Annotated in this window: 16 protein-coding genes and 1 pseudogene; 3 read left to right on the top strand and 14 right to left on the bottom strand. The window is 43.2% G+C overall.

Translation table 11 applies throughout. The features are described from left to right. Positions 1 to 235 precede the first annotated feature (235 nt). The 8 genes from ACFO8Q_RS08405 to ACFO8Q_RS08370 all read right to left on the bottom strand — a co-directional run bounded on the left by ACFO8Q_RS08405 (position 236) and on the right by ACFO8Q_RS08370 (position 3,819). Positions 236 to 562 (bottom strand): hypothetical protein, encoded by a 327-nt coding sequence (locus tag ACFO8Q_RS08405; RefSeq protein ID WP_380025326.1) that lies wholly within the window; start codon positions 560 to 562, stop codon positions 236 to 238. A gap of 2 nt (positions 563 to 564) precedes the next feature. Further along, a complete protein-coding gene (locus ACFO8Q_RS08400) occupies positions 565 to 1,155 on the bottom strand; it encodes a TlpA family protein disulfide reductase (protein ID WP_380025325.1) in 591 nt (196 codons plus the stop codon). A gap of 11 nt (positions 1,156 to 1,166) precedes the next feature. After that, a complete protein-coding gene (locus ACFO8Q_RS08395; RefSeq protein ID WP_380025324.1) occupies positions 1,167 to 1,937 on the bottom strand; it encodes an urease accessory protein UreH domain-containing protein in 771 nt (256 codons plus the stop codon). A 57-nt stretch (positions 1,938 to 1,994) separates the two neighbouring features. Then, positions 1,995 to 2,138: a hypothetical protein gene (locus ACFO8Q_RS08390; protein WP_380025323.1), complete on the bottom strand. Its 144-nt coding sequence runs from the start codon at positions 2,136 to 2,138 to the stop codon at positions 1,995 to 1,997. Positions 2,139 to 2,388: 250 nt separating this feature from the next. After that, complete coding sequence (locus ACFO8Q_RS08385; protein WP_380025327.1) at positions 2,389 to 2,649, bottom strand: stage II sporulation protein P; 261 nt, start codon at positions 2,647 to 2,649, stop codon at positions 2,389 to 2,391. Between the two features lie 36 nt (positions 2,650 to 2,685). Next, positions 2,686 to 2,883, bottom strand: coding sequence for a hypothetical protein (locus ACFO8Q_RS08380; protein WP_380025322.1), 198 nt, complete (start codon positions 2,881 to 2,883; stop codon positions 2,686 to 2,688). Then, complete coding sequence (locus ACFO8Q_RS08375; protein ID WP_380025321.1) at positions 2,876 to 3,532, bottom strand: hypothetical protein; 657 nt, start codon at positions 3,530 to 3,532, stop codon at positions 2,876 to 2,878. Before ACFO8Q_RS08375 ends, ACFO8Q_RS08380 begins: the two co-directional genes overlap by 8 nt. A 50-nt stretch (positions 3,533 to 3,582) precedes the next feature. Beyond that, positions 3,583 to 3,819, bottom strand: coding sequence for a hypothetical protein (locus ACFO8Q_RS08370; RefSeq protein WP_380025320.1), 237 nt, complete (start codon positions 3,817 to 3,819; stop codon positions 3,583 to 3,585). A gap of 189 nt (positions 3,820 to 4,008) precedes the next feature. On the opposite strand from ACFO8Q_RS08370, the gene ACFO8Q_RS08365 reads away from it, so the two are divergent. From ACFO8Q_RS08365 to ACFO8Q_RS08355, 3 genes are all read left to right on the top strand, one after another. Next, positions 4,009 to 5,610 carry a multicopper oxidase family protein gene (locus tag ACFO8Q_RS08365; protein ID WP_380025319.1) on the top strand — a complete coding sequence of 534 codons (1,602 nt, stop codon included), beginning with the start codon at positions 4,009 to 4,011 and terminating at the stop codon, positions 5,608 to 5,610. Positions 5,611 to 6,016: 406 nt separating this feature from the next. Next, positions 6,017 to 6,259, top strand: coding sequence for a MucR family transcriptional regulator (locus ACFO8Q_RS08360; RefSeq protein WP_380025318.1), 243 nt, complete (start codon positions 6,017 to 6,019; stop codon positions 6,257 to 6,259). A gap of 31 nt (positions 6,260 to 6,290) precedes the next feature. Further along, positions 6,291 to 6,620: a hypothetical protein gene (locus tag ACFO8Q_RS08355; RefSeq protein ID WP_380025317.1), complete on the top strand. Its 330-nt coding sequence runs from the start codon at positions 6,291 to 6,293 to the stop codon at positions 6,618 to 6,620. A 60-nt stretch (positions 6,621 to 6,680) separates the two neighbouring features. Here the strand turns inward: ACFO8Q_RS08355 and ACFO8Q_RS08350 are convergent, their stop codons facing one another. From ACFO8Q_RS08350 to ACFO8Q_RS08325, 6 genes and pseudogenes are all read right to left on the bottom strand, one after another. Then, on the bottom strand, positions 6,681 to 7,646 hold the full coding sequence (locus tag ACFO8Q_RS08350) for a DnaA/Hda family protein (protein WP_380025316.1): 966 nt from the start codon (positions 7,644 to 7,646) through the stop codon (positions 6,681 to 6,683). Positions 7,647 to 8,115: 469 nt separating this feature from the next. After that, the gene (locus ACFO8Q_RS08345) at positions 8,116 to 8,760 is read right to left on the bottom strand and encodes a zinc-ribbon domain containing protein (RefSeq protein WP_380025315.1); all 645 of its coding nucleotides are present in this window, start codon (positions 8,758 to 8,760) and stop codon (positions 8,116 to 8,118) included. Then, a complete protein-coding gene (locus ACFO8Q_RS08340) occupies positions 8,757 to 8,939 on the bottom strand; it encodes a hypothetical protein (RefSeq protein WP_380025314.1) in 183 nt (60 codons plus the stop codon). Before ACFO8Q_RS08340 ends, ACFO8Q_RS08345 begins: the two co-directional genes overlap by 4 nt. Positions 8,940 to 9,072: 133 nt before the next feature. Further along, a complete protein-coding gene (locus ACFO8Q_RS08335; protein ID WP_380025313.1) occupies positions 9,073 to 9,198 on the bottom strand; it encodes a hypothetical protein in 126 nt (41 codons plus the stop codon). Positions 9,199 to 9,226: 28 nt separating this feature from the next. Further along, a pseudogene (locus tag ACFO8Q_RS08330) lies at positions 9,227 to 9,316 on the bottom strand (SEC-C metal-binding domain-containing protein); the annotation flags it as partial. Further along, on the bottom strand, positions 9,279 to 10,406 hold the full coding sequence (locus tag ACFO8Q_RS08325; protein WP_380025312.1) for a HEAT repeat domain-containing protein: 1,128 nt from the start codon (positions 10,404 to 10,406) through the stop codon (positions 9,279 to 9,281). The pseudogene ACFO8Q_RS08330 and the gene ACFO8Q_RS08325, both read right to left, overlap by 38 nt. Positions 10,407 to 10,711 lie beyond the last annotated feature (305 nt).

The following is a 10,711-nucleotide window of genomic DNA, read 5'->3' as shown; positions in this document are numbered from 1 at the left end:
AGCTTCACTGGGTTTAGTTTCCTATTGCCTTTAGAGGTACTCCCTGCCTCGGATATTTTCAGGGTAGAAACTGCCAACAATGCACACAACAAGAATCCCCACTGCTGAGGAATTCTTTTGACAAGAATCCACCAGCTGACCGCAAACAAAAAAGCATAATACATATTGATCGGATGATACTTACCGTCAGAAAGCCCGGCTCCCCATATCAGATCAGTCCTTGTTCCATAGTCGGCTACCAATAGTGAGTAGACGCTCCATCCGGATAATACTGCGGGAAGCAGAACATCGGATGTTTTCGGAATCTCATTACAAAATATCCAATCCCAATCCCCCAACCAATCCAAGAAGCGTAAGGAATAAAGCCTCCTAATAGAATCTGAAGGGGGCCGTAAAAGATACTGTCAAAAATCGCATCTGAAATTTTAGCACCGTTAAAACCAATCCGGTTCACTTCCCGTTTGATCAGCCATAACGCCAAACTTAACGCGGTAAGCATCCCAACCCACGACGAGGAGATTGTCAACAATCCCAATTTAATATTAGTATCGAATAATGCCATGGTTATCTCTCCAAAAGTTTGCCAATAATGCCTGCCATACCCGCTTTGGACAATTGACCGTCACGACGATCCACGATCATTCCATTCTCGTCAATCGTTATAGTAACCGGAATGGCCATTACCTGATACTGTTTACCAACGCGACCGTCACGATCCATGAGAGTCGGAAACTGTATTTTGTACTCTCGAACAAAATTTTTGGCATCTTCTTCATTGTCCGTTACAGTCAAATTTACTCCATAGAAAGCTATTTGATCCTTGTATTTTTGGCTCATCTCGACCAAATCCGGCATCTCGGCTTTGCAAGGCGGACACCAGGATGCCCAGAAATTGATTAGAATTTTTTTACCCTTCAGCTCACTTAGTTTCACTTGCTGCCCATTTAGATCTGTCAAAGTAAAATCGGGAGCATTATATCCCGGACGGGGTAAAGAAGCAACTTGAGGTTGCTGCTCCTTATTTTGAGAATCTGAAGATGAGTTTGTCACCTTTTCCACTCTGTCTGAATTTTGTAATCCTGCAGTAACTGCCAACACAAGCAGTCCCCCAAACAGGATCCCAGCATATAATGTGATTGATTTTGTGCGTTTCATTTCTTTCCCTTCTACAAAGTCCAATACAGGAAAGTGTCATTGATTCCAAGGAAAATAAAAATCACTGCCACAATCTTTGTAACTACCCGATTTATTTTCCCTGCTTTTTTAACGAAATTTTTCTGAATCGCATCTCCAAATAAAGCGAGCAAAAAAACCAGAAAAAGAAGCGGAAGTGCAGTCCCTATCCCGAACACAGCCGGAAAGAACATGCCGCCTGTTGAGCGGATTCCGAGAGGAACCAACATTCCAAAGAATAGGAGGAACAAAGTTGGGCAAAAAGCCAGCGCAAATACGAATCCCAAGAAAAAAGATCCCCAAATTCCCTGTTTAGGTACAACTTTTAGGAGCCTGTCCTTAATTGCTTCCCCCACTGTTTTTCTAAACCTGAATACTCCTAACATCACGAGTCCGCTTAAGATGAAAATTGGTCCCATGCCTTTTCGAATCACTTCGATAACAGGAATCAAATTTTGTGAGATCTCCTGCATTTGTGTACCAAGTAAAATGACACTGCCACCAAGTAGTGTATAAGTCAACACCTTGCCCGCCACAAATCCTAATGCCTGATTGAAGGTCACTTCACTATTCCCCGTATACCGAGCGATATATCCGAAAGCTCCGATGTTGGTTGAGATCTGACAGGGGGCTGTTGCACCGGCCAATCCCAACAATAAAGCGACCAGAATAGGTATGTTAACGCCGTCAGATAATTTGTATATGGGTTCCGCTAGTGAGTTTGCAAATTGTGAATACCATCGATACAGCTCAGTCCACTCCATCTTTTCCCCCCTGAACCGTTTGCACAAAAGCCCACACTTCAGGTGTGGGCTTACTTCTTACTTTTTGTCATTCTGCATCTTGCTGTGATCCATGCCTGGCATGTTTTGATCATTCATTTTTTGATCATTGCTGCTCGAGCATGCTGTAAGTATTCCTGCTGCGAGAAAGGTAGCCAACATTAAAGAAATTCCCTTTTTCATAATGGACTTACCCTCCCTACATATTGTTCATGTTGTGCATTCGGTTCCCTGCGAAGATCACGTAGAAAATGATCCCAATGAGGATAACGAAAGTAATAGCTAAAGCTTTTAACACGCTAGAAAACGGATCTCTTTCCTCCACGACACTTCGCTCCTCTCTAAAAAACAAGATAAAACAAAAATGTGTACTTTTAATGAAGAATACACAAATCCCCTACTAAAGAAATTAAGAACGAATTCAAAACACTGCTTACTTGCTGGACTTCTCTTCATCCTTCGCAACTTCAGCAATGACGTTAGCCAACATATCAGCGGTGTAAAAAGTCTCCTTAAGAGTATTCTCAGGCCCGCCAACCTCGATAATAATCGAATTTGGAAAAAGGTCTTGATTGTACCTAGTATCATACGCGGGATTAGGAATCTTCTTGTGAACACCTCGTGAAAGACCCGGGTACATTTTTCTCAGCTTATTGTCAATTTTTAGACTATTTAAATTTAATACGTTCTTCAATTTCCAGTTGAGTTCCAAAATGGGATTTGGCTCATATCACCGTCTTTTATCACCGATTCTCGACAATCGATTTGCCACGAAGTACCCGATACTTACAAGTACGATAAATTCGAGTCCGACCAACAGAGGATGCATGTCAGGGGCGGTAGATGCCGAATCCCCATGTGCAAATGCCTGTTTTGGAAACATCCATAAAAATATGAAAATACACGTTAGAGCAATCTTCTTAAACATGTGCTTGGCCTCCTCTTACTACAAATTTGGCTAACAGGACCCCCAGTAAGCTCGCTGCTATACTTCCTGCCAAAGAGAAGAAAATCTGGCTACTATTCAAAGAACCCACTGTTAACGAAACAATTATTGAAAATAGAAGCCCGTTTAACATACTCCCATTGAAAATAGCGGTATCTGAATACCTACGAGCTATCAGTAAATCAAGCAAGATAGATCCCACAAACATGATAAATGGAAACGAAAAGTCAAAACCGTGGGTTGTTGGTGCCCATAAAGCCCACACAATAACTTGAAAACCAAAAGCGATAGTCATAATCGATGTAGCAATTAACTTCCTCGTTTGGACAATCGCTGTTGTTAATAGAAAGCCCATAAAGAGACTTGTTAAAATCGCATAATAAGCAGGCTGGGTTGCAAATCGACCCGGGAAGTGAGGTCCTTCAAGAAAATACTCCGACAATGCAAACTGGCTAAATGCAAAAGCAGCTGCCACACTAAAGGCATAACCAATTATCGACTCAATGGTTTCCTTCTGATGCAGCCACAGTTGAGCCAATCCCAGTGCAGACAGCACTCCTCCAAAAACCGCCATCAAGTGAGGTGGACTCCAAATGGTTACATCAAATCCGACCAGATCGTGATAGAGCATATCGAAACCACCCGCAATCAATTGTAATAAAGAACCTGTACCCGCTAGAGCTAGCGGAAAGCCACTTCGCAACTCAGCCGGTGCAAACCGTCCAATTTTTTCATCTGAAACAAAACATAACCCAAGACAATAATTCCGTTTGTAAAAATGCTTGAGTATAAAATAGCATGGGGTATCGTAAAGAAACTCTCAACCCGTCCATCTGCATGCCACCATTCATCGAAATACGCCGCTCCAACTGAAATATAAAGCAATAACGTGCTTAAAATAAGGAGATATCTAAACATTTCTCTTTTACAACTCCTTTTCAAAATTATCATTGATTCCTTTACCAAAATAATCCTTAGTTTCATTATATACAATACCCCCCTATGGTAATAACAAGAAAACAAGTCTATTTTCACGTTTATCTTCATCAAACCTCCACAATTCTTTTTTACACTAAGATCAGATAACACAACATGGAGGTCAAACAAATGAACAAACGATCCAAGTTGATTATAGGAGTTCTTACAGGAGTACTGGTCATTGCTGGCGGGATCTACTACTTCAGCGGTTCTTTCCTATCTGGAACCAACAAACAAACCACGGCTCAGCCCACAGTTGTTCAGGAAAACGGTCAGACTGTTAAACAGTTTGAAATTACCGCTGAAAGCAAGAAAATTGAACTAAAAGACGGTACCAGTGTCGATGCTTGGACATTTGGCGGAAGTGTTCCGGGTACCCAAATTCGTGTAACGGAAGGTGACAAGGTTCGAATCACTCTCAAAAACAAACTTCCTGAACCTGTGAGCATTCATTGGCATGGCCTACCCGTTCCGAATGCAATGGACGGTATCCCTGGAGTTACTCAAAACGCAGTAAAATCCGGCGAATCTTTCACATATGAGTTCCCAGTCACAACTCCGGGAACGTACTGGTATCATTCCCATCAAAAGAGTGCTGAACAAGTGGACAAAGGATTGTATGGGGCTTTCGTTGTGGAACCGAAACAATCGAATGTTAAATACGATCGTGACGTAACTCTTGTGTTAGATGAATGGATGACAGGGATGGATCATAGCAAGATAAATATGAACAACAGTAACATGTCCGGAATGGATCACAGTAAAATGAGTGAAAATAATAACAATATGTCGGGTATGAATCACGGCAACATGGGAGCAAACACCCAAGCATCTTCAGACAAAAAGGAAGAATCCCATGAGGATATGATGAAAGAGATGTACAATGTGTTCACGGTTAACGGAGCTGCGGGGAAATTAATTCAGCCAATTGAAGTTAAAGCAGGGGAACGTGTAAAACTCCGTTTGATAAACGCCGGGTTCCAAACGCATAAAATACACTTAAATAATCAACCTTTTAAAATTACCCATACGGATGGTCAGCCCATTCAAGAGGCCGCGTTAATAACTGATCAGTTAGTCGCTATTGCTCCAGGTGAACGTTATGAATTGGAATTCACTGCAACGGTGAACGGGTTCTTAATTGATGATCATGCTGATTCTCCTGCAGCAGGCGATATTCAAATTCCTGTTAAAGTCTTGGAAGGTAAAAACAGTACGACTATAGCGCATAATCACAATGGTGAACTTCCTGTTGTAGACATTACTGCCTATGGACAGAAAGTCCAACCGTCTTCCGAACAAAAATATAATTTGGAATACACGATGGAACTGAACAACTCCAAGAATCAATCCGGTGAGGATATCTATACTATTAATGGAGCAACATTCCCTAATATCCAACCGCTCACAGTTAAAAAAGGAGACTGGATAAAGGTTAAGTTTGTTAACAAAGGAACGTCGGATCACCCTATGCATTTACACGGCCACTTCTTCCAAGTCCTGACGAAAAACGGGAAACCTCTACAGGGGTCATCTCTCCTTAAAGATACCTTAAATGTTCGACCAGGAGAGGAGTATGAAGTCGCGTTCCAAGCAGATAATGAAGGAAATTGGATGTTCCATTGCCATGACTTGCATCATGCTGCAGCCGGAATGGTGACAGAAGTTCAATATGAAGGTTTTAAACCTGCCTTTACACCGGATCCAACGGTAGGTAACATGCCTGAATAAACTGAGTATAATTTTGATATTAAAAAAGGATGCATTCGTGAAATGCATCCTTTTTTCATGTACTTTTCCAGCACTGATGGAACAGCATGTTGTTATGCACCATTTACAACGAAGTGGCTGACACGTTAAGGTGGATAGTGATTAAGGAAAATATAGTTCCCTGGCTGATAACTTTCGTTCCCTTTGTCTATGGAGCGTTCTTAGTCGTTACAATTTGGATTTTTTATTTTACTTATGGCCGTTTTTTGTTGTACTTGCTGACCAACATTGTCGCTGATTTCATTTTAATGTTCCCTGTGAGTCGTTGGTTTGAATCGTTAGGATTGTATGAGTTTGTAAATCGCAGCCGTTGGAATATTTATCTTGACTTAGTCCTCATGTCCGTTGTGATTTACGGTTACCAACTATGGCAAGAGGGGATAAAGATAGGGGGAACACGGAAAGGGAGCCCTTTAAGGATGAAATTATTTTCGACACGTATGTAATATGTCCCTTGTGCAAAGTGAAGCTGGACAGCCTGACCAGTAGTCACCTGCAACATAAACATGGCTATTCCGGGCTCAAGGAGTATAAAATGGAGTTCGGTATACCCATGGGTGTTCCGTTGGTGGCTCATAAGATCAGAGCAAATATGCAAAAAGAAAGGTAAACTCCGTTCAAGATGGTTTAGAGAAAATGTAATGCCCATTGGTGTTGAACACGCCAAAAAAGCTGATTTGGTTCCCAAGGAATTAAGGAAACATGGGGGTCTGGGGGGTCTGGTACGCAGGGGGAGAACTTGGACAACTGCATATGTTTCTGAAATGAAAGAAAAAGGTTGGCTGGACTTACATGAGGCCGCCAAATTGTTGGGCATTTCCTATAATTACGCTCGAAAGTGTGCATCCGACGGGAGACTCAAGACTTACATGAGTAAAGGTATTAGATTTACAAAGTTAGAGTGGATAGAAGACGCTAAAAAGCTACTGCAAGAAAATAGGGAAAAATACCGTCCAGACCTATTAAAATAAGTTAGTTAACTGTTCGGTTCTTCTTTGAATCGATCCGGCGAATTCAGGGCGCCGGAAACACTACAGGCTATGCCTGATTTCTTGAAGCAGATCGTTGGTTTTCTTTAATTCAGACAGTGATTCTTTGATTAATTGCTTGAGTTCTTTCAGTTCATGAAAAGTTTTCATGACGGAATCGAGTTCCACCTTATTACAACCGACCTCCCCGGAAACCGGTACAGACCGTTTCACCTCAGTTTGTTTGTCCACCGCAAACAGAAGATTGATTTCCCGCCCTGTAAGTTGCCGAACCATATCCGTTATTACTCTCTTATACCTGCTCTGGAGCCAATCGGCCTGAAAGTCATTGCCCACGATAATTTTCAAGCTGTCCCCGAACAAAATGGCGTTTGTGCCTTGAAACCAGGTTGCAAAAGACGACTGGCTCAAAGAGGTTACAAGAGCTGATAAAACCTTTTGCCACAGATCATCCGGAATCCGTGTGCCGCTTGCTTCCTTCCCGGTATTTGACAAAGGCTTGTCCTCGCAACGTCCAAACGCCGCCAATTGGCGAACTGCTGCTATCAATTCCCCCGTGCTTTGATAATCCTGTTGCAGAATCCCTTGAATCTGATCGGAAGACAGCCCGATTTGTTCCTTCTCGCAATATTTTTCGATGATTTGTTCAGGGGAAGATGCCACGATATCAGTGTGGAGTCCCCAGGACATGCGAGACTTCAGACGTTCATCAAAGGCGGATAATTCTTTTGGCGGATAGAGGGAAGCAATGACTAACTGTTTGCCAATTGAATACAAATGGTTGAACGTTGTAAACAGCCCTTCTTGTGTCTGATATTGCCCGGACAACCGGTCCAAGTCGTCAAACAGCAGCACATCGACAGATTCCACACTTTGTTCAAACTCCCGGCACTGGTTGCTCGCAATGGCATCCAAGAAGCGGGTTCTGAATTGATCTGCCGTAATATAAAGGATGTTCCACTCTGGATGATTCGACCGGATCTCATTTCCGATCGCGTGCAGCAGCATAGGCGAAACGGTTCCCGGACTCCACAATCAAACTGTCAAACGTCAGGTGAGACAACAAGTTGGCTCGCTTCAATTCAAACGGCATCAAAGCAATCCCTCCAAATGTTTCAGGGGCCTGTCCCCGGGCTGGATGATACCAGTGTAGCATTGTTGCCACAGAAAAGTTAGGCAACAGGTGTTTTGTATCTCTCTTCGTCGTTACTTCTATTAAAACGATAACGGGGTGGGGTTGCATGATCTCGGGCTTCATCAAATCTTATAGGCATATTCATAGCTTTGGTTGTATTGGATGTCTTGATAACTCGACTAATCCATCTTGCCGCTCTGGCGTATTCCGATCACTGCCTTGCGTCTTTAGGTACCAATATATCGCCCAATTTTCTCTTCCCTCTCCGGGTCGTGGACTCTAAGCGCCGCATTCCGTTTGAACAAGTTGAAGTCAGGGTGAACTAAAAAACCATTTTTCGTCCTAGTCTTCCCATGTCAAGTCAGGATCAATCCCCATGTTGCGAAACCACTTTTTCTCCCGGCAGGAGGGACAACGTTTCGGCTCCTCCCAGCCCCGTTTTTCAAAATACTTTTGCTCCGACGGTTCAAAGATGAACCTTGCCCCGCACTCCCAACATTTTAACCGGATCGGCTGATATGTTTTGACCCGGGGCGCTTTCAAGTTCAGTTCTTTTCGCCAGCTCAGCAGAACGCTTTCTTGATTTCTGTTCCACAGAACCTTCAGTTCGGGAGCAAGAAATTGAGTCGGATCAAAACGAAATCCCCAGATATGGTACAAACGAGGCGTTTTGCCACAGTCTTTAGCATTGCAGGGATAGGGTCCGGGACATTCCCTTTTATGACATATGCGACCCAGGTACTTTCGGCCGTTATCGAACACAAATACTTCCCACGCATGAGTCGTGGACGAAATTTGTCTGCAGTATCGGGCAAGCTGCGGAAGTTCGTCCAGATGAGACAGCACAACGGCCAAATCGATATCTTCCGGGTACGGATCGCCGCTGGCCATCGAACCGCACAAAACAACCTCCTGAACAGACGTCAGGTTTTTCGCCTTATTGGCAAAATTTTGGGCGGCTCGCAGATATCGATTTCTATTGTTCATTTACCGATCACCTTCCCGTTTCCGTTTATTCGTAAGCGATAATTCCAAAACCAGCTCAGGTAATCATCGATGAAACCGTAGTCGCCGCCGGAAAGGTGCTTGTCCAGAGTCCGTTCAATATGCACACGTCCGGATTTGCTGAATTGCAATGGAACCTTAGGTCCTTTTCCCCAAGACATATACACCGCCAAAGAAGGCTTAAATCCTCGACTGGTGCAATAGGAAACAAACTCTTTCATAATGACAGAGAATTTACTCAGATTTCCAACCATTACCCGTTCCAGGTAGGGAATTTCACGTCTCCGCCATGCTTCATAATTTTTTCACAGACAGCTTGTCCATGCGAATAAACAAATCTACCGCACTGACATATCCTTTTTCTCGAATAATCGTTTCCGCTGTGCCCCGAACTTTACGTTTCAATTCCTCTCGATTCATCGTACTTCAACCTTCCACGCCGGTCTTTTTATTTTCCACAACATTTTTTATATTTTTTCCCGCTGCTGCAAGGGCAAGGATCATTTCTTCCTATTTTCGGCCCTTTGACGATTGGTTGAGAAGTTTTCGGCGGAAATCATCCGGTTATTTAAAAATAAGTGATTGAACGATTCTACTGTCTTCCGTCTCTCTTCTTCCTCCGCATCAAGCTGAGCTCTCCAAGTTTCTAATTCGGGCAGATCCACACCGTTAATCGTACAATTGACATAAAGAGATTCTTCTGAACTAAGCAACGAACGATCATACCCGCCGTCTATCATTTCTTCAACAAAAGGAATCCCTTTGACAGACAACAATTGACACAGACTGTCGGCTAGTCGTGTACGGATGGACAAATCCTCTTCTTGCGACATCAGTTCGATAACCGCTGCTTCGCAAACCGGAAGTTTGATTCCACTCAAAATGTCGGTCGAAAATAGGCGAAAATCCCACTCTTCCTTCAAAAAAGTTTTGCGTATTCCAGTTACGACCTCTTCAGTTCCGATCTTGATCATAGCTTTCACCGCTTCCTCAACTATCAGGTCCCCTTCTGAGCGGAGATAGTTAGTCAAGGCAGGAATTGCTTTTTGCAAACGGAGATCTCCAGCCAAGATACACAAATAAATGTCAGCATACCCTTCATAATCTTCCGGATAGAACTGATCGAGTCGCTCAACGATTTCTTCAACGGGAAGATCCGAACGAACAGCAAGTTCTTTGACAACGTAAACTCCATAGTTGTAGTCAAACTCGTTACAATATTTTCCTTCAGCCCTTTTACTCAACTCAAAAAGTTCTTGCCATAGCTTGTCCGTACACCAATCCGCCAGTTCCAGGCGCAGCCGAACTGCTTTCTGAAAGGGCGGCAACAGGTCCGCTATCCGATTTGGAAACTGTTTCAGCAGTTGTATCTCACTGTTAACAAGCATTTTTTCGTAACAATCCCGAGCCGGCCCACGGTCTAAAATTCGTTTGACAATCTCCTCCAGAGTTTCCCGAGTCTGAGTAAATTCAGCTGCGTATGCCAACATAAGACGGTTTTGCTTCTCATCGATTGCCAGATTACAAGCTTCCAACACAAGGGGCATAAGATCAGGATCCTTGTATTGGCTGTCTTTAAAGTACTGTACGGCGAATTGACGAATTCTTAAATCAGGGTGAAGAATCAAGGACTTGACCTCTTGGGGAGAGCATAAAATTCATCCTTTCACAACTCACGAAACTCGGTAAAACTAACGGAAATGATATCATAATAGGCACTTCATGCAAATAGTTCTAGTGAAGGATATGAGGACAGGTCATGGTCGATTTTGTCGCAACGCTGTCGTCCCCTCATCTCATGGTAAACTTCTGATCGCTTTAAACGGAAGAAGGGCATTTCGGCGGTTAAAGATGTCCTTTGACGTGTATACGGTAACCTAAAAATACGCCACACCGCTCATTGAAACTTCCCCCACCCTGACCGATAATCCTC

Source organism: Effusibacillus consociatus (assembly GCF_042652925.1).
GTDB classification, from domain to species: Bacteria; Bacillota; Bacilli; order Tumebacillales; family Effusibacillaceae; genus Effusibacillus; species Effusibacillus consociatus.
This window is presented reverse-complemented; position numbering and strand designations above follow the sequence as displayed.

Bases quoted from the DNA above. Each gene is read 5' to 3' on its own strand.
- ACFO8Q_RS08405 (WP_380025326.1), bottom strand. From the start codon at position 562: ATGGCATTATTCGATACTAATATTAAATTGGGATTGTTGACAATCTCC.
- ACFO8Q_RS08400 (WP_380025325.1), bottom strand. From the start codon at position 1,155: ATGAAACGCACAAAATCAATCACATTATATGCTGGGATCCTGTTTGGG.
- ACFO8Q_RS08395 (WP_380025324.1), bottom strand. From the start codon at position 1,937: ATGGAGTGGACTGAGCTGTATCGATGGTATTCACAATTTGCAAACTCA.
- ACFO8Q_RS08390 (WP_380025323.1), bottom strand. From the start codon at position 2,138: ATGAAAAAGGGAATTTCTTTAATGTTGGCTACCTTTCTCGCAGCAGGA.
- ACFO8Q_RS08380 (WP_380025322.1), bottom strand. From the start codon at position 2,883: ATGTTTAAGAAGATTGCTCTAACGTGTATTTTCATATTTTTATGGATG.
- ACFO8Q_RS08375 (WP_380025321.1), bottom strand. From the start codon at position 3,532: ATGCTCTATCACGATCTGGTCGGATTTGATGTAACCATTTGGAGTCCA.
- ACFO8Q_RS08370 (WP_380025320.1), bottom strand. From the start codon at position 3,819: ATGTTTAGATATCTCCTTATTTTAAGCACGTTATTGCTTTATATTTCA.
- ACFO8Q_RS08365 (WP_380025319.1), top strand. From the start codon at position 4,009: ATGAACAAACGATCCAAGTTGATTATAGGAGTTCTTACAGGAGTACTG.
- ACFO8Q_RS08360 (WP_380025318.1), top strand. From the start codon at position 6,017: ATGGCAAGAGGGGATAAAGATAGGGGGAACACGGAAAGGGAGCCCTTT.
- ACFO8Q_RS08355 (WP_380025317.1), top strand. From the start codon at position 6,291: ATGCCCATTGGTGTTGAACACGCCAAAAAAGCTGATTTGGTTCCCAAG.
- ACFO8Q_RS08350 (WP_380025316.1), bottom strand. From the start codon at position 7,646: ATGCTGCTGCACGCGATCGGAAATGAGATCCGGTCGAATCATCCAGAG.
- ACFO8Q_RS08345 (WP_380025315.1), bottom strand. From the start codon at position 8,760: ATGAACAATAGAAATCGATATCTGCGAGCCGCCCAAAATTTTGCCAAT.
- ACFO8Q_RS08340 (WP_380025314.1), bottom strand. From the start codon at position 8,939: ATGTCTTGGGGAAAAGGACCTAAGGTTCCATTGCAATTCAGCAAATCC.
- ACFO8Q_RS08335 (WP_380025313.1), bottom strand. From the start codon at position 9,198: ATGAATCGAGAGGAATTGAAACGTAAAGTTCGGGGCACAGCGGAAACG.